The organism is Actinosynnema sp. CA-299493 (assembly GCF_050946825.1).
GTDB lineage: Bacteria > Actinomycetota > Actinomycetes > Mycobacteriales > Pseudonocardiaceae > Actinosynnema.
On record NZ_CP191993.1, the window covers coordinates 2,791,367 to 2,815,572 of the forward strand.

18 protein-coding genes are annotated in these 24,206 nt (G+C 71.7%); 8 read left to right on the plus strand and 10 right to left on the minus strand.

From position 1 onward, the window contains the following. Positions 1 to 418: 418 nt before the first annotated feature. The gene (locus ACQPYE_RS13260; RefSeq protein ID WP_498721414.1) at positions 419 to 1,285 is read left to right on the plus strand and encodes a DUF8832 domain-containing protein; all 867 of its coding nucleotides are present in this window, start codon (positions 419 to 421) and stop codon (positions 1,283 to 1,285) included. On the opposite strand, the gene ACQPYE_RS13265 is transcribed toward ACQPYE_RS13260, so the two are convergent. The 5 genes from ACQPYE_RS13265 to ACQPYE_RS13285 form a co-directional block, all read right to left on the minus strand. After that, on the minus strand, positions 1,282 to 1,770 hold the full coding sequence (locus ACQPYE_RS13265; protein ID WP_498721415.1) for a beta-class carbonic anhydrase: 489 nt from the start codon (positions 1,768 to 1,770) through the stop codon (positions 1,282 to 1,284). The two genes, ACQPYE_RS13260 and ACQPYE_RS13265, sit on opposite strands and share 4 nt — an antisense overlap. A 345-nt stretch (positions 1,771 to 2,115) precedes the next feature. Continuing rightward, positions 2,116 to 3,066, minus strand: coding sequence for a hypothetical protein (locus ACQPYE_RS13270; RefSeq protein ID WP_498721416.1), 951 nt, complete (start codon positions 3,064 to 3,066; stop codon positions 2,116 to 2,118). Between the two features lie 42 nt (positions 3,067 to 3,108). Continuing rightward, positions 3,109 to 4,044, minus strand: coding sequence for a PDR/VanB family oxidoreductase (locus ACQPYE_RS13275; RefSeq protein WP_498721417.1), 936 nt, complete (start codon positions 4,042 to 4,044; stop codon positions 3,109 to 3,111). Positions 4,045 to 4,056: 12 nt separating this feature from the next. Continuing rightward, a complete protein-coding gene (locus ACQPYE_RS13280; RefSeq protein WP_498721418.1) occupies positions 4,057 to 4,275 on the minus strand; it encodes a hypothetical protein in 219 nt (72 codons plus the stop codon). Beyond that, entirely contained in the window at positions 4,272 to 5,324 is a 1,053-nt protein-coding gene (locus ACQPYE_RS13285) for an aromatic ring-hydroxylating dioxygenase subunit alpha (protein WP_498721419.1), read from the minus strand. Before ACQPYE_RS13285 ends, ACQPYE_RS13280 begins: the two co-directional genes overlap by 4 nt. Positions 5,325 to 5,921: 597 nt before the next feature. Here ACQPYE_RS13285 and ACQPYE_RS13290 point away from each other — a divergent pair. From ACQPYE_RS13290 to fxsT, 3 genes are all read left to right on the plus strand, one after another. After that, the gene (locus ACQPYE_RS13290) at positions 5,922 to 7,859 is read left to right on the plus strand and encodes an MDR family MFS transporter (protein ID WP_498722898.1); all 1,938 of its coding nucleotides are present in this window, start codon (positions 5,922 to 5,924) and stop codon (positions 7,857 to 7,859) included. A gap of 139 nt (positions 7,860 to 7,998) precedes the next feature. Continuing rightward, positions 7,999 to 9,492 carry a VMAP-C domain-containing protein gene (locus ACQPYE_RS13295; protein ID WP_498721420.1) on the plus strand — a complete coding sequence of 498 codons (1,494 nt, stop codon included), beginning with the start codon at positions 7,999 to 8,001 and terminating at the stop codon, positions 9,490 to 9,492. 286 nt (positions 9,493 to 9,778) lie between these two features. Then, positions 9,779 to 13,660: an FxSxx-COOH system tetratricopeptide repeat protein gene (fxsT, locus tag ACQPYE_RS13300; RefSeq protein ID WP_498721421.1), complete on the plus strand. Its 3,882-nt coding sequence runs from the start codon at positions 9,779 to 9,781 to the stop codon at positions 13,658 to 13,660. On the opposite strand, the gene ACQPYE_RS13305 is transcribed toward fxsT, so the two are convergent. The 3 genes from ACQPYE_RS13305 to ACQPYE_RS13315 form a co-directional block, all read right to left on the minus strand. Then, positions 13,657 to 15,495 carry an HEXXH motif domain-containing protein gene (locus tag ACQPYE_RS13305; RefSeq protein ID WP_498721422.1) on the minus strand — a complete coding sequence of 613 codons (1,839 nt, stop codon included), beginning with the start codon at positions 15,493 to 15,495 and terminating at the stop codon, positions 13,657 to 13,659. The genes fxsT and ACQPYE_RS13305 overlap by 4 nt on opposite strands. 18 nt (positions 15,496 to 15,513) lie before the next feature. Further along, positions 15,514 to 15,678: a hypothetical protein gene (locus ACQPYE_RS13310; protein ID WP_498721423.1), complete on the minus strand. Its 165-nt coding sequence runs from the start codon at positions 15,676 to 15,678 to the stop codon at positions 15,514 to 15,516. Between the two features lie 139 nt (positions 15,679 to 15,817). Beyond that, on the minus strand, positions 15,818 to 16,726 hold the full coding sequence (locus ACQPYE_RS13315) for an effector-associated domain 2-containing protein (protein WP_498721424.1): 909 nt from the start codon (positions 16,724 to 16,726) through the stop codon (positions 15,818 to 15,820). A 113-nt stretch (positions 16,727 to 16,839) separates the two neighbouring features. Here ACQPYE_RS13315 and ACQPYE_RS13320 point away from each other — a divergent pair, with 113 nt between their 5' ends. Beyond that, the gene (locus ACQPYE_RS13320) at positions 16,840 to 18,105 is read left to right on the plus strand and encodes a hemolysin family protein (RefSeq protein WP_498721425.1); all 1,266 of its coding nucleotides are present in this window, start codon (positions 16,840 to 16,842) and stop codon (positions 18,103 to 18,105) included. A gap of 21 nt (positions 18,106 to 18,126) precedes the next feature. Here ACQPYE_RS13320 and ACQPYE_RS13325 read toward each other — a convergent pair whose 3' ends face one another. Beyond that, complete coding sequence (locus ACQPYE_RS13325; protein ID WP_498721426.1) at positions 18,127 to 19,542, minus strand: aminopeptidase P family protein; 1,416 nt, start codon at positions 19,540 to 19,542, stop codon at positions 18,127 to 18,129. A gap of 185 nt (positions 19,543 to 19,727) precedes the next feature. Here ACQPYE_RS13325 and ACQPYE_RS13330 point away from each other — a divergent pair, with 185 nt between their 5' ends. Beyond that, positions 19,728 to 22,229, plus strand: a complete 2,502-nt coding sequence (locus tag ACQPYE_RS13330) for a hypothetical protein (RefSeq protein WP_498721427.1) — start codon at positions 19,728 to 19,730, stop codon at positions 22,227 to 22,229. 3 nt (positions 22,230 to 22,232) lie between these two features. On the opposite strand, the gene ACQPYE_RS13335 is transcribed toward ACQPYE_RS13330, so the two are convergent. Beyond that, entirely contained in the window at positions 22,233 to 23,003 is a 771-nt protein-coding gene (locus ACQPYE_RS13335) for an SDR family NAD(P)-dependent oxidoreductase (protein WP_498721429.1), read from the minus strand. 121 nt (positions 23,004 to 23,124) lie between these two features. Here ACQPYE_RS13335 and ACQPYE_RS13340 point away from each other — a divergent pair, with 121 nt between their 5' ends. Further along, entirely contained in the window at positions 23,125 to 23,694 is a 570-nt protein-coding gene (locus tag ACQPYE_RS13340) for a TetR/AcrR family transcriptional regulator (RefSeq protein WP_498721430.1), read from the plus strand. A 104-nt stretch (positions 23,695 to 23,798) separates the two neighbouring features. After that, positions 23,799 to 24,182, plus strand: coding sequence for a hypothetical protein (locus tag ACQPYE_RS13345; RefSeq protein WP_498721431.1), 384 nt, complete (start codon positions 23,799 to 23,801; stop codon positions 24,180 to 24,182). Positions 24,183 to 24,206 lie beyond the last annotated feature (24 nt).

Below are 24,206 nucleotides of genomic sequence, written 5' to 3' on the forward strand. Positions count from 1 at the left end.
GCCCCGCACAGGTCTGGGCGCCTTTCGAGGTCGGCGCCGGGCTGGGGCAGCCCACGATCGTCCGGGAGTGGCCGGACGCCATCGCGATCCGCCCGCGCGGCCGAGCCGGTGGCCGAGTTGCCGAACGCCAAACTGCTGACGAGCCGCGGATCCGCGGCCACCCAGATTGCGCGCCACCTGCACTGGTACGTCGTGCCGCGCCAAGAGAGCGATGGCTTGGCCTTGCCCTGGACCACGCCGCACATCACCACCGCCGCTCCTCGCGGACGCGGTGACCGGCGGGGCGTCGCGGGTTGGCGGGAAGTCGCCACATTCCGGTCTTGCGTTGACCCCGGATGCGCAGTGGCTCCACGGTGAAGTCGACCAGCTCTCCCGCCACCGCGCTGCGGGCGCGTCCACCGAGTCGAGAGGACCGACCGTGCGCAAGTCACGCATCGCCGACCTTGCCATCGCCGGAATGGCCGCGGTGATCCTCGTGGTGACGGCGATCGTCGTGTTCCGCCAGGACGCGCCACCGGTGCACCAGGGCCACGTGGCGGCCACCGTGACGAGCGCGGCGTCCGGTGAGGGGCGGTCCGACTCGTTCGAGGGCTACCGGCTCGAACCGGTCGAGGTGCCCGGCCGGCGTGGTGAGGACCTGCCGGTCGCGTTCCGGATCCTCGGTCCCGACCAGCGGCCCGCCACCGAGTTCCAGCTCAACATGACCAAGCAGCTGCACTTCTTCGTCGTCCGGGACGACCTCAGCGTGTACCGGCACGTGCACCCCGAGCCCGACGGCGACACCTGGCGCACGGCGGTCTCACTGCCCGGCGACGGTCACTTCCGCATGTACGCCGAGTTCATCCCGCCCAGCACGGCCCGGCACCCCGAGCCGGTCGTGCTCGGCGTGCCGTTCGACATCCCCGGTGACGCGACGAAGGCGGCGCTGCCCCCGCCGAGCACGGAGACCACCACCGAGTCCGGCTACCGGGTCGCGGTGCAGGGCGGTCTCACCCTGCCGCGAGGCGCCCCGGCGAAGATCCGGTTGCAGGTCAGCGAGCCGGGTGGCGCCCCGGTGGAGTCGCTGGAACCCCACCTGGGCGCCTACGGGCACATCACCGCGTTCCACACCGAGCAGCTGTCCACCACCCACCTGCACCCGGTGGAGATGGTGGGCATCCCGGTCCTGCGCGGAACCCTGACGTTCGACGTGTGGTTCGGCGAGGCAGGCGATCACCGCCTGTTCCTGGAGTTCCGGCACAACGGGCAGCTGCACACCGCCGCCCTCACGTTCACCGTCGCCTAGAGGACCTCGTCGAGCTTCCCCGTCGCGACGTCGAACACGAAGCCGCGGATCGAGTCCTTCACCGGGATGTACGGGCTGTTCCGGATCCGCTCGATGGACTGGCGCACGTCGGTGTCGAGGTCGGTGAACGACTCGGCGGCCCAGGACGGCTTCACGCCGACCTCGTCCTGGATGGCCTTCTTGAATCCGTCGTCGGTGAAGGTCAGCATGCCGCAGTCGGTGTGGTGGATCAGGATGATCTCGACCGTGCCGAGCAGCCGCTGGCTGATGGCGAGCGACCGGATCTCGTCCTCGGTGACGACGCCGCCCGCGTTGCGGATGACGTGCGCCTCGCCCTCGTTGAGCCCGAGCACCCGGTAGACGTCGATCCGCGCGTCCATGCACGCCAGGACGGCGACGTGTTTGGCGGGCGGGAGGGGGAGCGGGCCGCGGAACTGCTCGACGTAGGCGGCGTTGTTGGCCAGGAGTTCGTCCGTGACGGACATGGCTGCGCATCCTGTCTGGAGTGGGTCCGCTCCGCGGGCAACCGGAGCGGTCGACGCGCGGGAGGCCGTGGCCGGTGGTGCTCGCCGGGCACGGCCTACGGACAGCCCTCGTCGAACAGGCGTCCGCGCCTGCCAGGCCAAAAGGCCTCGAGTTCCTGCTGCTGCACGGGTGCGAGTCAACCGACGCACACCGACCCGCGCAACAGCGCCCACCAGGTGAAACGGGAGGTCCGGTCACATTCGGGCGCCAGGTCGGACCGGCAGGCACGCCGCGTGGCAGCCCGGCCGACCAGCAGCGTGAGCGTCACGACCTGCGCGTAGGCGGTCGGTGGGAGTCGCGGGTGGTCAGCAGTGCGGCATGACGCGCATCAGACCCGGGTTCGCTTCGGTCGACACCCGCAGGTCGGTGTCGAGGACGTGAGCGGACCGGTAGGAGGCCAGGTGCGTGCCGACGCACGACCAGCCCGCGACCCGGAACGGCTGACCGCGGTTGTCGACGACCGTCTCGTGGATCTCCGTCCCGGTCTGGTGGACGACGGTGAGCTCGTACTCGTAGCTGAGCGTGGACGCGAACGCGGTCACGACCACCTCGTGGGTCTCCCCGGCGTGGAGGTCGATCGTGTTCGCCGGGAAGTAGGGGCCCGCGGGGATCCTGCGCCGGTCCTGTCCCGGTGGCGGCGAGGGCTTCGGCTCCGAGGCCTTCAGCTCGGGGAACCGGTCGTCGAGGAACAGCAGCAGCTCCGTGGACGGCTCCGGAACCAGGGGGGACACCCGGACCAGGCTGCCGTCCGGTGGGGGTGCGGTTCTGCGGACGACCGGCCTGATGTCGACGATCCTGGTTCCGCCGACGGGGCCTTCCAGGTGCAGGCGGACCAGGTGCTGCTCCAGGCTGATCGCTCCGTCACGGGTCCGGATGTCCTCGGCCAGGGATCGGTCCGACACGGCTCCCGGTTGGGCCAACCGCACGACGAGCTCGCCGCCGGGGAAGTCGGCCTGCTCGGAGACGTAGCCCCAGGGGGCTTGGTCGTTGTGGGACATGTCGACGGTCACGCGCAGTTCGGGCGGGGCCGGTCGGTGCTCGGGATCCACGCGCGTGGACAGGTCCGGCCAAGCCACGATCAGCACGGCGATCGACAGCACCGCCGCGGGCGGCCACCACCGGTCGAGCGTCCGCGAGGACAGGTGGACATCGCCGTGGACGTCCCGTGCCTGCACCGCCACCCCCGCAACGCCGGTGAAGGTGTTGCGGGCCGACTCGTGGCCGCCGGACGTGCCGCTGCCCGGTGCGTCGATCATGCGTCTCCCATGATCGACGCGACTATAGCGGTGAGCTCGGCGTCACAGGTCGAGGACCAGCCGTGGGCCGTGCGACCGCGACACGCAGATCATCATCACGTCGCAGGCGGCCTGCTCCTGGTCGTCCAGCACGGAGTCCCGGTGGTCCGGAACTCCGTCCAGCACAACGGTCTCGCACGTGCCACAGGTCCCCTCCCGGCACGAGGACAGCACCGTGACCCCGGCGCGCTCCACCACGTCCAGCACCGACTCGCCCGCCGGCACGACCAGCGTCCGGCCCGACCTCGCCAGGTCGACCTCGAACGACGTGCGCCCGCCGTCGACGGCCTGGGCCGTGAAGCGCTCGACGTGCGGACGGACGGGTGAGCGCTGCTCGACGGCGGCCAGCAGCGGTTCGGGTCCGCAGCAGTAGACCTCGGCGTCCGCGGTCAAGAACGGGTCCAGCTCCAGCAACCCGGTCTCGTCCTGGGGCCGCACGACCACCCGGTCGCCGTACCGGTCACGCAGCTCCGCAGCGAAGGCCATGGACGACCGCGTCCGCCCTCCGTACAACAACCGCCACGACGCGCCACGAGCGGTGGCCGCCGCGAGCATGGGCACGATCGGCGTGATGCCGATGCCGCCCGCGATGAACAGGTAGCGGTCCGCCGCCACCAGCGGGAAGTGGTTGCGGGGCCCGCGAACGCGGACCGCGGCCCCCTCGGCGAGCGCCGAGTGCACGTGCCGCGAACCACCACGGCCGGCAGGCTCGTGCAGCACCGCCACCTGGAACGCCGAGCGGTCGGCCGGGTCGCCGCACAGCGAGTACCGGCGGACGAGGTCCGGTCCCAGCACGAGGTCCACGTGGGCGCCTGGTTCCCAGGCGGGCAGCGGTTCACCCCGCCCGTGGCGCAGGGTCAACCGCACGACGCCCTCGGCGACGACCTCCTTGCGCTCCACCACGACGTCGAACCCCGCCTGGTCACCGGGCGCGGTCATCGCGGCCCCCGCTCAGCCACGGGCGCCGACCGGTTCGACCACCGGCGACACCCCGGCTGTCGGCGGCTCGTGGCCCGCCGGGTGGGCCAGCAGCCAGTCCCACAGCTCCACCGGGTCCTCCGAGTCCTGCTCGGCCCCGCAGTGGCACACGCCCACCAGCAGGTCGGCGCCCGGCTGCCAGTGGACGCGGTAGACGGCGTCACCGCGCGACATCGCGACCCGGTCACTCATACCTCGGCCGCCGTCGCGGGTTCGCCGGCTCCGGCCACCATGCGCCGGAGGATGCGCCGCGCCGCCAGCCCGCCGGTGTCGATGTTGATCGACAGCTCCTGGTAGCCGCTCGGCTCGGCCCGGATCACGCGCTCCAGCACGTCCAGCGCGGTCACGTCCTGGAGCACCACGGCGCGGTTGCTCTCCCGCAGGAAGTCCGACACCTCCTCGTCGTGCACCGCGAAGTCCCTGGCCACGGCCCAGAAGTCGTGCGTGCTGTGCTCGGTCTCCGGCGTGATGGCGTAGACGACCTCGACGTGGCGGCCGTGCGGGTCCGAGCCGTCGGCCTCGGGCAGCACGCCGACCGGCGCGACCCGGCTGTGCAGCAGGTACAGGCACGGCGGGTGGTACTCGATGTCCTGCCAGCGCGTGATCCGGCCCTCGATCCCGGTGGACCTGGCGTAGAACGGCGGGCACGCGGCGTCGGCCATGTGCCGGCTGACGTGGACGATCCCGTTGTCCTCGTCCACCTCGGTGGTGATCGGGGTGTCCGCCACCTCGGGCGTGCCGATGTGGCCGCCGTGCAGGTACGTCTCGTGCGACAGGTCCATCAGGTTGTCCACCAGCAGCTCGTACCGCGCCGCCAACGGCTCCATCCCGCACACCGTGGTGTAGTCGGGGTCGACGAGCCAGGGCGCGCGGGGGATCGACGCCGGGTCGGCCCGGTCGCGCTCGCCGATCCACACCCAGACGAACGAGTCCTGCTCCACCACCGGGTACGAAGCCACCCGCGCGGTGCGCGGGATCCGCGCTTGCCCTGGCACGGACACGCACGCGCCGGCCTTGTCGTAGGTGAAACCGTGGTAGCCGCAGACGATCGTGTCGCCCTCCAGCCTGCTCTCCGACAGCGGGTAGCGCCGGTGCACGCACCGGTCGGCCAGCGCCACCACCTCGCCCGCCTCGCTGCGGTAGAGCACCAGCGGCTCGCCGAGGATCGTCCTGGCGAGCAGTTCGCGTCCGATCTCGTGCCCGTAAGCCGCCACGTACCACTGGTCACGCGCGAACGTCATGGCTTCGCGACCTCCCGCTCCGATCGAGTCGACCTCCCTGAAGTTAGGCTGAACTGTGTCGGCCGTCAAGAATGTGCCGAATGTTGCGAACGCGGCGATGGCCGTCGAGGGAGCGTCATCACGGTGGTTCAGAGCAGTCGCGACGCCGCGAACGGCGACTGCGCGCCGAGGACGCCGACGGGTTCGCCAGGGGATCCCCGAGCGCGTCCCGCTCCGCTGCGGACATCACCAGCGGACCGCCGCCGTCCCCGACGTCGACGAACCGGTAGAGCGTGGCGGGGTCGCAGCGGGGCGTGCGCCCTCACAAGGAGTAGTCCTCCGACAACTCGAAAGAGTGAATGTCGCCGTCGCTCTCCGACGGGTTCTCCGACTGGCTCTCCGGCAAGACCCGGCTGGAACCGGCCCACGCGCCGACCGCCTCCACCCGACCGGCGAAGTTACGGCTGGCGAAGTCACGGCCTCGGGATCGGGCATCACCCGGCCGTGGTCGTGGCGGGCGGGCGCGCGGCGGCGGTTTTATCGTCGGGCCGGGAGGTGCACGTGGTCGAACGGGTCGAGGTGGGGCGCGGCGCGCGGCGCGCCGTGGTCGCGGTGATCATGCTCGGGATGCTGCTCGCCGCGCTCGACCAGACGATCGTGGCGACCGCGCTGCCGACCATCGTCAGCGACCTCGGCGGCGGCGGGCACCTGTCCTGGGTGGTCACGTCCTACCTGCTCGCCGAGACCGTCATGACCGCGCTGATCGGCAAGTTCGGCGACCTGTTCGGCCGCAAGCGGGCGTTCCTGCTCAGCGTCGCGCTGTTCCTGGTCGGCTCGTTCCTGTGCGGCTGGGCCGACTCGATGACGTGGCTCATCCTGGCCCGCGCGGTGCAGGGGCTCGGCGCGGGCGGGCTGATGGTCACCTCGGCCGCCGTCATCGCGGACGTCGTGCCGCTGTCCGAGCGCGGCAAGTACCAGGGGTTCATCGGCGCGGTGTTCGGGGTGGCCACGGTGGTCGGCCCGCTGCTCGGCGGCCTGTTCGTGGACCACCTGAGCTGGCGCTGGGCGTTCTACGTCAACCTGCCGCTCGGCGTGGTGGTGCTGGCGGTCGGCGCGCTCGCGCTGCCCGGTGTGCGCGGTGCCGGCCGGCCGAAGATCGACTACCTGGGCATCCTGCTCATCGCCCTGGCCTCGACCGGCCTCACCCTGGTCACCAGCTGGGGCGGCGTCGAGTACCCGTGGGCGTCGCCGACGATCGTCCTGATGGCGATCGGGTCGATGATCGCGCTCGGCCTGTTCGTGGTCGTGGAGAACCGCGCCGCCGAGCCGATGCTGCCCATGCGCCTGTTCCGCAGCCGAGTGTTCACCGTGTGCACGGTGCTGAGCTTCGTGGTCGGGTTCGCCATGCTCGGCGGCGTCACGTTCCTGCCCACCTACCTCCAGTACGTGCACGGCGCGTCGGCCACCGAGTCGGGGCTGGAGATGCTGCCGCTGGTCGTCGGCCTGCTCATCGCCTCCGTCACGACCGGCAACGTGATCAGCAAGACCGGCCGCTACCGGGCGTTCCCCCTGGTCGGCAGCCTGCTCATGGTCGGCGGGCTGCTCCTGCTGTCCCGGTTGGACCCGGAGACGTCGTTCTGGCAGGCGTCGACGTACATGCTCGTGCTCGGCCTGGGCGTCGGCATGTGCATGCCGGTGGCGATGGTGGTCGTGCAGAGCACCACCAGCTACGAGGACCTGGGCGTGGCCACGTCCGGTGTGAGCTTCTTGCGCACGTTGGGCAGTTCGTTCGGCGTGGCGGTCTTCGGCACCGTGTACGCGAGCAACCTGCCGGACAACCTCGCCGCCGCCATCCCGCCGGGCGTCGACCCGGCCGCCGCGGCGAACGTGCAGGCCCTGCACGCCCTGCCGGACCGGCTCAAGGCGCCGATCATCGCCGCGTACGCGGACACCCTGCACCTGGTGTTCCTGTCCGCCGCGCCGGTCGCCGCGGTCGCGTTCCTGGTCGCCCTGTTCCTCAAGGAGGTGCCACTGCGCGACACCGCCCGCGCCGCCGCGACCGAGGTGGGGGACAACTTCGCCGCGCCGCACACGTCCGACTCCGAGGACGAGCTGGAGAAGCTGGTCGCCCTCATCGTCAGCCGCGAACGCCGCGACCCCACGCCGGACGTGCTGCGCGACTCGGGCGTCCCGCTCACCCACGCGCAGGCGTGGCTGGTGGTGAAGGTGTTCCGGCAGAGCGTCGACCACGGCGACGCCACCCTCGAACGCCTGGCCGAGACCACCCGCGTCCCCGCCGGCGTCTTCGAACCGGTGGCCCGCCAACTCCAGACCAGGGGCTACGTCACGGAAACCGACGGCCACTACCGCTTCACGCCCCAGGGCACCGAGGTGTTCGCCGACCTGGTCGCCGCCTGGCGCCGCTGGCTGCTCGTCAAGCTCACCGACTGGCACTGCGACGACCCCGCCTTCACCACCGCCGTCGACCGCGTGGCCACCGAACTGACCACCAGTGGCCGCTCCCTGACCACCGGCCGCCACGCCGCCGTCGTCTGACCGCATTTTGCGGACAACCCACCCTCGCGCCTGTGTAACAGTGAACGGCTGGGAGTCAGGGGTTCCGTCAGGTCGGCGCGTGCCCGTGTGCGCTCCGGCCATGGACCGAGGGGGCTGTCACATGGCCGTGGACCAAGGGGTGAGCACCACTCAGCTGCGATTACAGGGTGAGATCGTCGCCTTGTTGGAACGCTGCGAGAGCCTGCGCGCCGAGCGGGGGCGGACCATGTTGGTGAGCCTGCTCTCCGATGCGCTCGGTGAGCAGGTGTCGCTGGAAGGTTCCGAGGTCCACCTCCAACTCCTGGGGCTCGTCCGGTGGTGCTGCCGTCACGCGGTCGGGTTGCGCGGCTTGGTGGACTGCCTGAGGCTGCTGGACCCGAACGCGCCCGAGATCGGCCAGCTCGTCGAGTTGGCGGACGAGTGGGCCGCGTTCCGGGCCTTGCCGACGGGGGACTGGGACCGGTTGGCGAAGGCGTTGCGGTCGGTGCGGTTGTCCGAGGACCCGTTCGAGGAGCGGCGCGAGCTGCGCCGCCTGGCCGACGTGGCCACCGACGGGCACTGCGACGACCTGCCCGCGCGGTGCCACTCCGTGTGGTCGCTGTTCCTGCACCTCGCCGACCACAACGCCGGTCCGGGCGCCCTGCTGCCCGCCATGGTGCTGGTGGACTGCCTCGCCGGACGCATCGAGGGCGGCGCCCTGGCCGCCGAGCTGCGCCGCTACAACTGGAGGTTGGCGGAGAAGTTCGACGTGACCGATCTGGTCGAACAAGCACGCTGGCGCAACGAAACCACGACCGAGGACGATGACACCGACGTGGTGCACCTCGTCTTCGAAGTCGACCCGGACCCGGTCGACCAGGCCAAGGTGGTGCTCTCGCACTGGTTGAGCTGGAAGGGCTCCGGCTGGCACGGCCGCCGCCGCGGTGACGCCGCGATCCGGCGGGACGACCTCGAAGCGGAGGTCGACCGCGTCATCGCGGAACTGGAGTCCGAGTTGGGCATCACTCCGGCCGCCGAGCGGGTGAGCGCCATCGTGGTCGAGTTCGCACTGCCCTGGGAAATGATCAACACCGCCGTCGAGTTCTGGCCGAAGGCCTCTCCCGCCGACGTCAGCGTGCCGCTGGCGGTCGACCACCCCGTGCTGGTCCGGAGTTTGGAGCGGACGCGGGCGCAGCGGTACTGGCTGGTGTGGAAGCAGCGCTGGAACGCCATCTCGGCGGAGGCGGCCCGCCCGTACTGGAGTCGGACCAACGGAGGGTGGGACCTCACCGGCATGGCGGTGGACCTGAATGACACCTCGATCGTGTCACTGGTGCTCAGCGAACCCCCGGGCGACCGTCGCGGCCGGGCGTGGCACGAGGCCGCGATGGCGTTCCGAGCCGGGATCCCGATCATCATCTGGGACCGCGAGGACTGTTCGACCAGCCACTTCCACGAAGCCGTGACCCAGTTGTTCGCCTCGGGTGAGGTCCGTCGGTTGCCGGACAGGTTGGCCCGGTTGCGCCGGGAAGCGCTGCTCACGAATGAGTCAGATGGGCCGCACGCGGGCCGGAGTCTTGCCGTATTGTGGGACGACGCGGAGCGTCTACCGGAACCCCTGACCTCCGGTTGGGGTTCGCAGGGAGGTATCTGATGCCCAGTCGGCGTGCACCCGATACCAGACGCACAGTGGTTGCTTATTCACCTGATAGGTGTGGCTCTCGGTTCACTCGAAATGATGAGAGAGTAGTCGATTCCACTGCGCTCATCCGATTATCGACCTCGTTCGGAATCGATCCACTTCGTCAACGCGCGCTGGTGTCGCGCTCGGACGCCAAGGTGGTGAACCGGCGGTCGTCCCCTGATTCCAGGGCACTCCGGCATGAATCGGCTCACCGGTCCGAACCGGGGTGTCGTGCCCGCACCGGGGGGATGTGACGGTGCGCGTCGACCCTGAGGACTTCGCCGCGGGTGTGACCGCGGGTCCGGACGACCACGAGTGGACGGCGAACGCGCTGCGGGACGTGCTCGCGCCCCTCGTCGGCCAGTCCCGCGACCTCGTGGTCGCCGTCGACGACGGTCCGGCGATGTCGATCTGGGCGTCGACGGTCGAGTCCTTCACCCGTGCGCTCGCCGAGTCCGGGGTCTTCGGCGATGTCGCCGTGTGCGTCCTCGGTGTCGACGACAGCGGCCGGGCGGTGCTGCGCGGCTTCGGCGGGGAGGGCCCGCCGGACCTGGCCGGTTCGGGGCGGCGCCTGCTGCTGGCCCTGACCGACCTGGTCGACCCGGCCTGGCGGTCGGGCGGGGTGTGGACGTCGCTGCGCGGCCTGGGCGCCGCGCACTCGGTGGCCGTGGTCAGTCCGCTGTCGTGGTGGACGGCCTGCCGCACCGGCCTCGACCTGCACCGACTGCGCCTCAAGGTGTCCGAGCCGGGCGCGCCGAACCACTTCTACGAGTGGGAACCACAGGTCGACGTCCCCGGGTTGTACGACGACCTCGGCGATGTGGTGCCCGTCCCGCTCGTGGAGTTGGCCCCGGCGGGCCTGCGCGAATGGGCCGACCTCGCCGCGGCGGCCGGGTGGGCGAACCTGGGCGCGGCCCTCGTCCCCGTCCGGCCTGCCCCGCCGGCGGGGCAGGCACGGGAGCAATGGGGTGACGTGGGCTTCACCGCCGCGGAACTCGTCGCGGCGTACCGCACGACCGCCTCGAAAGTGGTGTTCGACCTGGCTGTCCACTGGGCCGTCGCACCGCTGGAACTGCCCCTCCTCCTCCGCATCCTCGACCTGCTGCACCCGGAAGCCGGGCATGCGGCCCTGTCGGAGTTCCTCGGCGGACCACTGGTGGCGATCGCGTCCCACGGGTCCGACAGCGGAAGAAATCGAGTTTTGTTCAGGTTTGTGCGGGAAGACATTCGAGGGGAACTGCTCGCGCACGGACGTCGTATCGACACCGAGCGGGTTCGCAAAGTGGTCCGCCATTACCTGGAAGAGCGCCGGCCGGTGATGGCGGGGTTCGAATGGCCGTTGGACGAGGAGCCGGCATCGGTCGCTTCGCCCATTGTCGCGCCACGTTACGTGGCGGAGGCCGAGCGAGCGGTGCTGAAGGCCTGGTCAGGGGTTCACCTGCGCAATTCCACGCCGGAGGAGGACCCCCGAGTCGAGCTGTCGCCGACGGTCGGGAATGATGAGGCGAGCGGGAATATACACGCTGATGAACGTGGCCGAACACGTGTTCGCGAGGGCACGGTCGATGTCGAGCGAAATGCAGGAGGAGTAGAGGTGACTGCCGTCGAGCAGGAAGAAAGGAGAAGGACTCTCGCATCGCCCGTCTTCGGCGGAGTACCGCCGAGGAACGTCAACTTCACCGGGCGGGCGGACCTCCTCCAGGAGCTCGAACGGCGTCTGGTCCGGGGCGGCACCGCGGCGGTGCTCCCCGAAACGCTGCACGGCATGGGCGGTGTGGGCAAGTCCCACCTCGCCATCGAGTACGCCTACCGCAACCGTGCGACCTTCGACCTGATCTGGTGGGTGCCCGCGGAGCGGTCGGTCAAGATCGTCAACTCGTTGGTGGAGCTCGGGCAGCGACTGGAGCTCGTCGTCGGCTCCGAGTCCAACGTGGCGGTCCAGCAGGTGCTCGACGCGCTGCGCAGCGGCAACCACCCCAAGATCCCGACCAACTGGCTGCTGATCTTCGACAACGCCGACAGCCCGGACGCCGTGCAGCAGTACCTGCCGACCGGCGGCACCGGGCGCATCCTGGTCACCTCGCGCAACTCGCAGTGGTTGAGCGTCGCCCGCCCGCTGGAGGTCAACGTCTTCCAGCGCGCCGAGAGCGTGCAGTTGCTGCGCCGGCGCGACCCGGACCTCGGCGAGGAGGACGCCGACCGACTGGCCCAGGCGTTGGGCGACCTGCCGTTGGCGATCGCGCAGGCGGCGGCGTGGCGCGTGGAGACGGGCATGCCCGCCGCCGAGTACCTCGAACTGCTCGCCGAGAAGCAGCTCGAGCTGCTGGACGTCACCACCACCCTCGACTACCCGGAGTCGGTGGCGGCGATGTGGGACCTGTCGCTCAGCGAGCTCAAGCGCAAGAACCCCTCGGCGCTGCGGCTGCTCCAGGTGTGTGCCTTCCTGGCGCCGGAACCGATCAACCGCAAGATGTTCACCTACAGCCGCAACATCACCGAAGTGCCGGCCGAGCTGTCCCGGGTGCTGCGCGACAGCCTGCGGCTCAACGAGGCCATCCGCGACATCAACCGCTTCGCCCTGGTGCGCGTCGACCACCGCACCAACTCCATCGAGCTGCACCGCCTGGTCCAATCCGTGCTGATCAGCCAGATGAGCGAGGACGAACGCGTGACCATGCGTCACGCCGCCCACCAGATGCTGGGCGAGAACGACCCGGAGGGGCCGGCGGAGCCGGACAACTGGCCGATCTACGTGGACCTGAGCGCGCACATGGCCGCGTCCAATGCCTACGAGAGCGACGCCGAGTCGGTCCGGACGTTGCTGTACAACCAGGTCCAGTTCCTCTACCGGTGGGGCGAGCACAAGCGCAGCGCCGAACTGTCCGAGCAGATCTACAAGAACTGGGTGGACCGGCTGGGGGAGGACCACCCGGAAACCTTGAGGATGGGCCGCTGGTACGGCTTCATGCTGTGGGTGCAGGGCCGGTACGCCGAGGCCACCCCGCTGAACACGGACCTGCTGGAGCGGCACCGCCGCACCTTCGGGGAGGAGCACGAGGAGACGATCCTGGCGGTCAGCCAGGTCGCGGCGGACAAGCGGGCGGAGGGTGACTTCATCGGCGGGCTGGAGCTGTCGAAGCGCAACTACGACATCTGCGTCCGCTACCTCGGGGACGAGGACCCGACGACCCTGGCCGTGGCGCACAGCCTCGGTGTGAACCTGCGCCTCGCCGGCGACTTCAGCTCCGCCGTCAAGCTCGACGCCGACACCTGGGACCGAAGGGTCCAGATCTACGGCCAAGAGCACGAGGTGTCCCTCTTGACCCAGGTGGGTCTCACGCTCGACAAGCGGGAGCTCGGCAACTACCGGGAAGCCGCGGCCGAGCACGAAGAGGTCGTGCGCATGTACGAGCGGCTCAGCGAGGGGCGACCGTTCAACCCGGCCTGGCTGCGCGCCGTGCGCCACCTCGCCGTGATGCGCCGCAAGGCGGGTGACCACGAGGGTGCGATGGTCGCGGCGGAGACGGCGTTCGAGGGGTTGCGCCGACGGTACAACCTCGACCACGCCGAGACGCTCGCCGCCGGGTTGGCCCGGTCCATCGAGTTCCGGCACCTCGGTCGCCACGAGGCGGCCGCGCAACTCGGGCAGGACACGCTGACCCGCTACGCCAGGACGTTGGGGCCCGACCACCCGCACACGCTCTCCGCGGCCGTCAACGTGGCGATCCTGCGCCGCTTGAAGGGTGACCACGAAGGCGCGCGCGAGTTGGACCAGGCGACGCTGGAAGGCTTCCGCGCCCGGCTGGGCGACGAGCACCCCTCCACGGTGATCACCCGGATCAACCTGGCCAGCGACCTGCACGCGTTGGGCGAAGTGCAAGCCGCCCACGACGTGGACGCCGAGGTGCTGGACCTCGCGACCGCGGTCCTGGGCGCCGATCACCCGACCACCCTGGCGTGCCAGGCGAACCTCGCGCAGGACCTCCGTTCGCTCGGGCGCCACGACGAGGCGGACGCGACGCACCGGCGCGCGGTGAACGTGCTGCGCGACCGGCTCGGGAGCCTCCACCCCGCGGTGTCGGAGCTGAGCGACCCGCACGCGCGGGCGAACTGCGACATCGACCCGATGCCGCTCTAGCCGTCCGCTCCCAGCCACGAGGCGAGGCGCTCCACGTCGGGCGCCTCGCCGGTCGTGGCGAGTTCGTCCCGCACGGCGCGGACGACGTGGGGGCGTTCGAGCAGGGCTCGTGACGCCGGGCCGGGGGTCAGTTCGCGCACCGCGAGGCCGAAGCCGGACCAGGCGCCCGGTCGGGTCGAGCCACCGGCGAGTTCCGCCGAGTACAGCGCGTGCGCCCGCCCGTGGTCACCCACGACGAGGGCGAAGTCCGCCTCGGTCAGGTCCTCGGCGATCTTGCGGACGTGACCGGAGGGGTCCGACCGCATCGCGTCGAACTCCGCCCGGTCGGTGAGCAGCACCCGGGTGAGGATCGCCTTGGCGTCCAGCCGGGGTGGCTCGTCGGAGGCCGCCACGATCGCTCGGGGACCGGCGGTCGGTGCGGGCTCCCCGGCCCACCAGAGTTCGGCGCACTCCCGCACGTGCGACCGCACCGGGCGGAGGTGGGTGGCACGCCATGCCGCGCGGTGGTCCGCGGTGAACCTCTCGGCGGCCGAGAGCAGGTCGGCGGGCACGGTGGCGTCCGACAGCGCCGCCAGCCGGTCCGCCAGGCGGGTCGCGAACCCCCGCCCCCGTTCGGTGAGCGCCGGGTGCCGGCGCAGCGCGCCGAGCGCTTCGGTCACCTGTGCCCGGACGAGGGCGAACTCGAAGTGGGCCAGGGCGGCGTCCGCTCCGCTCGCGCGCTCCCGTTGCCGGTGCCAGAACTCGGCGACGGCCAGGAAGGCGTTCACCCCTTGGAAGAGCCCCGACACCGGACGGGCGTCGTCACGCCACGGCGCATAACAGGTGGTGGTCGGGTCCACGCGGGTGAGGGGGACCAGGTGGCCGATCGCGTTCAGCTTGCTGTGCTGGTACTCGTGCACCATCGTCACGGCCAGCTGCACGGCGTCGTGCGGTTCGGAGATGATCGCGGCGCCGTAGCCGTCGCCGACCGAACCGCTGTGCGGTCGGAAGCGATAGGCCGCCGGCCGGGGAGTGATCACCGACAACCCGGCGGACAGTTCCCGCGCGCGGTGCGGGTGGTCGCGCTCCAAGATCGCCCACGCGTCGGCGAAGAGCGCGTTCCACCGGGCCGCCGAGGAATCCGACAATGGCTCGGGCCGTTCCGGGACAGCCAATCCCCGGTACGGCCCGGTGTCGTCCAGGTGGATGCGCGGCACGGTGGAGCCGACATCGCCCTCAAGAATGCGGATTGGCCGCCATTCGACCGGATGAGCGGCGCCGGCGCCGGTTTTAACCGTTAACCCCGACGCATCCGAGACCAAGGTGCCGTGACCCCACTCGGTCGTCCCGGGCACTCGGGCAACGCCCCGGCCCGGAAGTGCCGCGATGCCATCCCGCAAGGGAATAGTCATCGTGAAGCGCAATTCTGCGGACAACCCCGCCGCCGCGGCCAACAAGTGCAGTTGGCCGACGTGGAACCACGTCGGAGCGGTGTCGGAGACCTTGTTCCGGAGTCTGCGCAGCACGTGCGCCGACCACACCCCGACCTCGGGGCGCGACAGGAGGTCCGCCACCGCCTCCGGGTGTGCGCGCTCGGCGGCGACCAGCAGGTCCCACGCCTCGTCCACCGGGGCCAGCGGGTTGCCCGGAGCCGGGTGGTCACGTGCGTGGTGCAGCACCAACCGCAGGGCGAGCAGACGTCTCGTCCGTTCGACCCGGTGCAGCAGCGCGAAGGCGCCGCGATCGGGCTGTGCGGACGCCAGGGCGTCCAACTGGGCCAGGGACACCCTGTGGTTGGACAGCGATGTCCCGCGCGCGGAGTTCCAGCCTGCCACCTCGTGGTCGCCCCTCGTCATGGGTGCGCAACCCGCCGATCAGGAGTCGTGGCCGCCCACACTGATGATGGCGTGGTCCACCTGTGCGAGGAAACGGTCCGCCGACGCCGCCAGGATCTCGTCGTCGAATGCGACCAACACGTCGAGAGGGACGTTCGCCAAGTCGACCAGACCGGAGTCGATCCGAAATGCCGATTCATCCACTAGCGGGCCTCCCGAGTCGGCCACCAGGTAGCGGGGCCCTGCGCGGTGGGGTTCACCTTACGACGGCATGACTCAGTGTAATGTCAACGAAACAGAGTGAAGAGGTGCGTATGGTGGTATTCGGCACCGCACGGGACAACTAAACGCCACTGATCCGTTCGGCCAACAGGGTGTCCAGTTCGGCCATCTCGGTGGAACCGGCGGCGTAGAAGCGGATCGCTTCGAGCAGTGCCTTGAGGCCACCCGGGTAGTGCGCGCACGTCCGGACGATGCTGACCGTGTCCGGCCGGTTCGCGCTGTGGCGGCCGATGGCGGCGGCGAACTTCACCTCGCGCAGCACCAGGTCGCGTCCCTCGCGGGTGTCGAAGCCGGGTGTGCGCAGCAGGACGTCGACGATCGGCCCCAGTTCGGCGAGGGTCAGCGGCGGTTCGACTACCGCGCGGATCGGGGTGGTGGCGTCGCCGGCGATTGGTCTGCCGTCCACCAGGCGGACCCAGACGCGGGCGTCGACCTCCTTCACCGTGGCCTGGGCCGACGTGTAGTCGCCGGGTCTGGCGGCCGGGTCGTGGCGGACCACGGAGCGGTAGAACGGGTCGGAGACGACGAGCACCAGGGTGGCGGTCGAGGACTTGAGGGACTGCTTGGCGGCCGGTGCGTCGAGGATGCGGTAGGTGAAGATCATCTCGGCGCTCGTCTTGCCGCGCTCGTCGTAGTGGACCTCGCCGGCGTGCACGGCCATCCTCATGCGCAGCCGCGCCTCGTGCGCGTGGACGTGGTTGTGCCTGCGCAGGGCCGCGACGACCCGCTCCGGCAGCCGCTCGACCAGCACGGACTTGGGCACGTCGGCGGGCAGCAGCACCATCACGCTGTCGCCCGCGTCGTCCACCGCCTCGTCGTCCCACGGCAGGTCGCAGTCGGCGAACGCGGTCATCAGCACCCGGTACATGCCGTCGCGCACGGCGGTGCGCTGGGGTGACGTCCTGGTCGGGTCGCCGTAGGACTCGACGTCCACGACGACGAACGACCGGTGCACCGCGGCCGACACCATGTGACCTCCCCACGCATGTTGTAGCCCAGTGGAGGGGTGCGAGGGCAGCGCCGCCACTCGAAATGACCAACCCCCCGGTTGCGGGGTGCCCCGGTTCGGGTATGGAGACGGGTGTGGACGGGTACGGGTGGACGATCGCGCTGGTCGCGGTGCTGGTGTTGCTGAACGCGCTGTTCGCGGGCAGTGAGATGGCCTTGATCAGCCTGCGCGAGGGGCAGCTGAGGGCCTTGGAGCGCGACGAGCGGGCGTCCGCGAAGACGCTCGTGCGGTTGGCGCGCGACCCGAACCGGTTCCTGGCCACGATCCAGATCGGCATCACGCTGGCCGGGTTCCTGGCCTCGGCGACGGCGGCGGTGTCGTTGGCCGAGCCGCTGGTGCCGGCGCTGTCGTTCCTCGGCGACGCGGCGAACGCGGTGGCGATCGCGCTGGTCACGATGGTGCTGACGTTCCTGACCCTGGTGTTCGGCGAGCTGGCGCCCAAGCGGCTGGCGATGCAGTACGCGGTGCGCTGGGCGCTGCTGGTGGCCCGGCCGCTGCACGTGCTGTCGACCGTCTCGCGCCCCGCGGTGTGGGCGTTGAGCACGTCGACGAACGTGGTGGTCCGGTTGTTCGGCGGCAAGCCGGACGCGGAGTCCGAGCAGATGTCGGCCGAGGAGCTGCGCGAGCTGGTCTCCGCCCAGCGCGGCCTCAACCCCGAGCAGCGCATGATCATCACCGGCGCGCTGGAGATCAGCGAGCGCCGGTTGCGCGAGGTCCTGGTGCCGCGCCGGTCGGTGGTCACGCTGGCCGCGGAGATGGACGTGCCGTCCGCCCGCGCCGAGCTGGCCGCCTCCGGCCACTCGCGGGCGCCGGTCGCGCGCGGCGGGCACCTGGACGACGTGGTGGGCGTCGTGCACCTGCGCGACCTGCTCGAAGACGACGCCAAGCTGCTCGACGTGGCCCGGCCGCCGATGGTGTTCCCCGACTCGGTGCGGGTGTCCGACGCGCTGCGCCGGTTCAAGGCCGAACGCGAGCAGCTCGGCCTGGTCGTGGACGAGCACGGCGCGGTCGACGGCATCGTCACGCTGGAGGACCTGCTGGAGGAGGTCGTCGGCGAGATCCTGGACGAGACCGACCGCGACGTGATGGCCGTCCGCAACGCCCCGGACGGCTCCCTCGTCCTGCCCGGCACGTTCCCCGTGCACGACTTGGCCGACCTGGGCGTCGAGCTGGTCGACCCGCCGGAGGGCGACTACGCGACCATCGCGGGCCTGGTGCTGGTGGTGCTCGGCCGCATCCCCGAGGGCCCGGGCGACCGGATCACGGTCTCCGGCTGGTCCGCCGAGGTGCTGAAGGTCGAGCACCACGCCATCACGTCGGTGCGCCTGCGGAAGCGCTGACCACCGACCCCGCCCGGCCCGCTACCGGCCCGCCGCCGCGACCCAGGCCTCCAGGCCGGCCACGTCGTGGGGCAGGGCCGACGAGAGCACCCGGTTGCCCGACCCGGTCACCACGACGTTCTCCTCCAGCCGCACGCCGATGCCGCGCAGCTCCGGCGGCACGGTCTCGTCGTTCGGGTGGAAGTACAGGCCCGGCTCGACGGCCAGTGCCATGCCGACCTCCAGCGTGCCCTCGTGGTAGGCGGCGGAGCTGGAGTTGGCGCAGTCGTGCACGTCCAGCCCGAGGAAGTGGCCGACGCCGCACGTGATGTAGCGGCGGTGGTGCTGGCCGTCCGGGTCGAGCGACTCCTCGACCGGCACGGGCAGCAGGCCCCAGTCGTGCAAGCCCTCGGCGAGCACCCGCATGGCCTCCTGGTGGAAGTCTCGGTACGCCGCGCCCGGCCGCACGACCGCCAGCGCCGCCGCGGACGCGCGTTCGACCAGCTCGTGCACCTGCCGCTGCGCCGGGCTGTAGGAGCCGGAGACCGGCAGCGTCCGGGTGATGTCGGCGGTGTAGAGGGTGTCCAGCTCGACGCCCGCGTCCAGCAGCAGCACGGCGTCCTCCGGCACGGGACCGTCGTTGCGCACCCAGTGCAGCACCGGGGCGTGCGGTCCGGCGGCCACGATCGAGGCGTAACCCGGGCCGTTGCCCTCGGTGCGGGCCCGGCGGTCGAACGTGCCCTGCAACCACCGCTCGCCACCGCCCTTGACGGCGGTGCGCAGCTCGGCGGCGACGTCGGCGAACCCGAGGACGGTGGCGTCCACGGCGGCCTGGAGCTGGCCGACCTCCCAGTCGTCCTTGATCCGGCGCAGCTCGGCCAGCACGGTGCGCAGCCCGGCGGTGTGGTCCGCCCCGGTCAACGCGTCCAGCAGCGGGTCGACGCCGGCCGTCGCGTGCACGGCGGGCAGCCTGCCGCGCAGCGCGGACGGCAGCTCGTGCAGCGGCCGGCAGCGCAGGCCCAGCGCCTCGCCCCACTCGGCCAGGCCGGGCACCGGCCCGACCCACAGCTCGCCGTCGCGGGCGTTGGCGAAGAAGTCCGGCTCGTCCGCGCCGGCGGGCGGGCGCAGGAACAGCTCCGCGTCGTGACCGCCGGCGACGGGGTGCATCACCAGCACCGCGCCCTCGGCGGCGCAGCCCGTCAACCAGGAGAAATCGCTGTCGGGCCGGAAGCCGTAGTCGGTGTCGTTGGACCGCACCGGCGACCAGCCGGCGGCCACCGCGACGCGCGCGCCGGGCAACGCGGCGCTGAGCCGGTCGCGGTGCGCGGCGGCGGCCCGCGCGGCTCCGGGCGTGACGCGGGCGTCGCGGTCGGCCGGACCCCAGCCGTGCTGGACGAACTCGCGGAACCCGGAGGCGTCGACGAGCTTGCTGGGGTCGCGGCGGGCGGGCTTGGTCACCGTGGGCAGCCTTTCGGGTCGGGGCCGTGAGCACGTCCGAGCGCGATCGGCGACCGGGCGTCACCCAGGATGCTCTCACCAGCCCGTGGATCGCCCAACCGGGTGTCTCCCGCGCTGAAACGGTCTACCGCGCCGAGGCGATCCGGTAGGTAACACCCCAGGGCTACCTACGGCAGGGGAAAAGCATGCGTCCCGAGGATGTCGTCGAACTGCGGGTGCACGGCGTGTCCGGCACGCCGCCGGAAGCGATGCTCGGCGACCCGTTCCCGACCCCCGTGGCCGGTGACGACGTCGCCCGGTTCCTGCGGGCGGGCAAGCCGGTGCGGGCGTTGTCCAACGGGCGGACGCGGACCGTGGAGGCGTTCCACTGGGGCCGGTTCACCTCGGGCGGGGCGAGCCGGGCGCTGTGGCTGGTGCTGATCCCGTTCGCGATCCTCAACCTGGCCCGGTACGCGCTGCTGGGCGCGAGCCGGTTCGCCGAGGCGGTGTTGCGGCTGCTCGGGCTGGTGCTGACGGGGATGCTCGTCGCGGCCACCGCGTACGTGTCGCTGGAGCTGCTGGTGCGGCAGTGCGCGGGCACGGCGACGTGCCGGGCGGAGCGCCTGGGGTTCTTCGACGGCTGGCCGTTCGGGGCGATGCTGCTGGTCGGCGTGATCCCGCCGGGGCTGGTGATCACCGTGCTGTGGTGGTTCGGCCGGCAGACGTTCCTGTACGAGCCCAAGGGCACGCACCACGTGTGGGAGACCCGCACGGGCAGCCTGGGCGACTACGCGTTCTGGCACACGTCGCCGCGCACGCCCGTGTTGCGCGACGCGCACGTGGCGGCGGCGTGCGCGGTGGTGGGCGTGCTGTGCGCGGGCGCGTTGCGGACCGCGCAGCCGGACCGGCCGGCGGAGGGGCTGTCGTGGGCGGTGGTCGGGCTGGGCGCGGTGGTGCTGGGGTGGGCCGTCGGGTGCGTGGTGATGTCGCCCGACCGGCGGGAGGTGAACTCCCGGGCGCTCAAGTGGGCGTCGGTGGTGTACCTGCTGCTCGCGGCCGGGTTGGCGACGGTGTTCCTGTGGCGGGTGCCGACCGGGGCGTCCGGGTCGGTGACGCCGCTGGCCGGGTTCGAGGCGGTCACGAACGTCCTGTCGGCGTCGGCCATGCTGCTGCTGGTCGTGCTGCTCGGGGCGTGCGTCCGGCTGCGGCGCTCCGCGCGCGGGGTCGAGCTGATGGTGGCGGACAAGCGGTTCCGGCCGATGTGGCACGGCTACGCGGCCGTGGTGGTCGCGGCCGTCGCCACCACGTTGGCGGTCGGGTTCAGCGGCGGGTTGGCGTACCGGGTGGTGGACTGGGTCGGCGACCCGGTGCCGGAGGCGGGACGCCCGGGGCTGGTGCTGAGCACGAGCTACCTGGTCGGCGCGGGGCTGTGGGGCGTGCTGGCCATCGCGTTCCCGTTGCTGGTGGCGCCGATCGTGGCGGCGATGGTGCGGCAGGTGTCGAGCGCGCTGGTGTTCGCGGCGGGTTCGGCGTGCGCGGCGGTGGCGGTGGCCTTGCGGTGGATGTCGATGCCCGGTTGGGCGTTCTGGGGCGCGGTCGTGGTCGCGGGGGTCCTGTACGCGGTGGGCGCGGTGTCCTGCGTGCGGCACGCGGTCGGCGCGGCGGTCCGCGAGGGGATCGTGGCCGACTACCCGGGACGCCCCGACCGGCCGGGCATCGGCAAGGTGGCGTTCACCCAGCGGCTGGCGTCGGCGAAGTACCGCTACCACTGGCTGCTCGGCGCGGTCGCGCTGCTGGGCGGTGTGCTGGTGGCGGCGGGCGGCGGTCTCGCGCTGGCCCGGCTCGCGCACCCGGACTGGCGCGCCGCGCCGCCGCCGGGGCTGGCCGACTGGCTGTCGACCGTCCCGGCGCAGGAGCTGGGCGCGTTGGGCAGCCTGGTGGTGTCCGGTCTCGTGCTGGTCTTGTTGTTGTTGGGCGTGCGGACGTGGCAGAACCCCCGGATGCGCACGGTGGTCGGCATCGTGTGGGACCTGGTGGCGTTCTGGCCGAGGCTGGCGCACCCGATCTGCCCGCCTCCCTACGGCGGTCGCGCCACCATCGAGCTGACGTCCCGGGCGGTCCGGCTGGCCGGGCACCACGACGTGGGCGCGGTCGTGCTGTCGGGGCACAGCCAGGGCAGCGTGGTGTGCTTCGCGGCGTTGTCGTTGCTGCGCCGGGAGAGCGAGCGGCCCGACCCGGCCGACGGCGAGCGGTACATCAGGCAGGCGGACGCGGTCGCCGCGCTGCGCCGGGTCGGCCTGGTCACCTACGGCTCGCAGTTGCAGTGGGCGTACTCGCGGCTGTTCCCGCACTACCTCGGCCACGCCGAGCTGGCCCGCCTGCACGACGACCTGGGCGACCGGTGGTGGAACGTGCACCGGCTCACCGACCCGTTGGGCGGGCCGGTGCAGGTGTGGCCGGAGACGGCGGAGGAGCGGCTGTCCGCCGACCCGAAGCTGTGGGGCGTGCGCTGCGGGAACGACGTGCGGCTGCGCGACCCGGAGTTCCTCGACCCGGACCCGGACGTGGTCGCCTCGCCGTTGCGCGGGCACAGCGACTACTACGACGACCCGGTGTTCGACGAGGTGGTGGCCAGGGTGGCGGACGCCGTCGCACGACGGCGCACCACCGTGGTGATCGGCGACCTGTCCCTGTCGGGCGGGTCCTGAGCCTCAGCCCTGGAGCACGGACCGCGTGACGCGTTCGGCGATCGCGGTCACGAGCGTGCGCGGGCGGCGGGGGACGAGGTGGGCGTTGAGCGCGTTGCGCAGGCCCGGCGCGACGTAGGCGCGGTCGCGGTCCAGGCCGTCGAGGCCCGCGCGCACGACCGCCTCGGCGCTCATCAGCCGGCCGCCGAGCGCGGCGCGCGGGGTGACCCGCTCGAAGAAGCTGGTCCCGGTCGGGCCGGGGCACAGGGCGAGCACCTTGATGCCCCGGTCCCGGTACTCGCGGCGCAGCGCGAGGCTGAAGTTGAGCACGAACGCCTTGCCCGCGCTGTAGGTGGCGAAGTACGGCGACGGCTGGAACCCGGCCGTGGAACCGACGTTGAGCACGGCGCCGGAGCCGGCTTCGAGCATGCCCGGCACGAGCGCGCGGGTGAGGGCGACCAGGGAGACGACGTTGACCATCAGCTGCTCCTGGTCGTGGCCGTCGGGGATCTCCTCGAACCGGCCGGCGGTGCCGAAGCCCGCGTTGTTCACCAGCGTGTGGACGGGGCCGCGCAGCCGTGCCGCGATCGAGTCGGCCGCGTCCGGCGCGGACAGGTCCTGCACGACCACGTCGACCGCCACGCCGTGCTCGTGGCGGAGGCGTCCGGCGAGGGCGTCGAGGCGGTCGGCGGAGCGGGCGACGAGGACCAGGTCGTGGCCGCGCCGGGCGAGTTGGGCGGCGAACTCGACGCCGAGCCCGGCGGACGCGCCGGTGACGAGGGCGGTGCGGTTCATGTCAGCTCCAGTGGCTCGGGTTATGTGAGACATCTTAGGCACAGTTGCATCCCTAACTGCAACACTCATGTCCCACTTATCGCCATAGCTGTACCATCGGTGTGCACGGAAGGAGTCAGTCTTGGGAGCGACGCGGCCGTTGCGCGCCGACGCCGAACGCAGCGTGCGGACGATCCTCGAAGCCGCCGAGCGCGTGCTGTCGGTGAACCCCGGCGCGTCCATGGAGCAGGTCGCCGAGGCCGCGGGCGTCGCGCGCACCACGGTGCACCGGCGGTTCGCCAACCGGCAGGCGCTGGTGGAGGCGATGGCGGCCGACGTGGTGCGGCAGTTGGACGAGGTGATGGACGCGGGCCGGCCGGAGACCTCGCCGCCGCTGGTCGCGCTGCACGAGATCACCGCGAACGTGCTGCGGGTCAAGATCGGCTGGCCGTTCGCGATGGGGGTCGTCTTCACCGACGCCGACTCACCCGCCGCCGAGGGCAAGCGCCGCGTGGACGACCGCTGCCTGCTGCTGCTGCGCCGAGCCCGGGACGAGGGGCTGCTCGACACCTCCGCCGACCTCGACTGGACGCGCCGCGTCTTCTACGCGTTGATCGGCGAGGCGGTGCACGGGCCGGACAGCGGCCTGGGCCACGACGCGTTGGCACGCCGGGTGGTCGACACCCTCCTGCACGGCGCGGGGCCGCGGTGACGGGGTCGGCCCCGGCTTCGTCCGGTCCCACGAGGGCTTCGAGTCGGCGTTGTCGTGACGAGGGGTAGGTTGCGGCGGTAAGTCCGCTCGACCGGGAAGTTCCGATGATCCAAGTCCTCGCGACCGCGTTGACGGTCGTGGCGCTCGTCGCGGCCCTGTGGTCGCTGGTGCTGGTCGTCACCGACCGGCCCATCACGCTCGCTACCAAGCCCACCCTCGGCCTCGCCGGGGTCGTCGTGCTGCTCGAAGCCGGGCTGCTCGTGCAGGCGGTGGCGGCCACGGTGACCGTGCTCGGCTCCGACCGGGGCGGCCTGGACACGACCACGTTCTTCGGCTACCTGATCGCGGTGGTGGCGGTGCTGCCGGTCGGCGCGTTCTGGGCGCTCGGCGACCGGTCGCGGTGGGGCGCGGGGGTGTTGGCGGTGGCGTGCCTGAGCGTGCCGGTGATGATCCTGCGGCTCGACCAGCTCTGGGCGCACCGTGGCTGACCGGCGCCGGCCGGGCGGACCGAA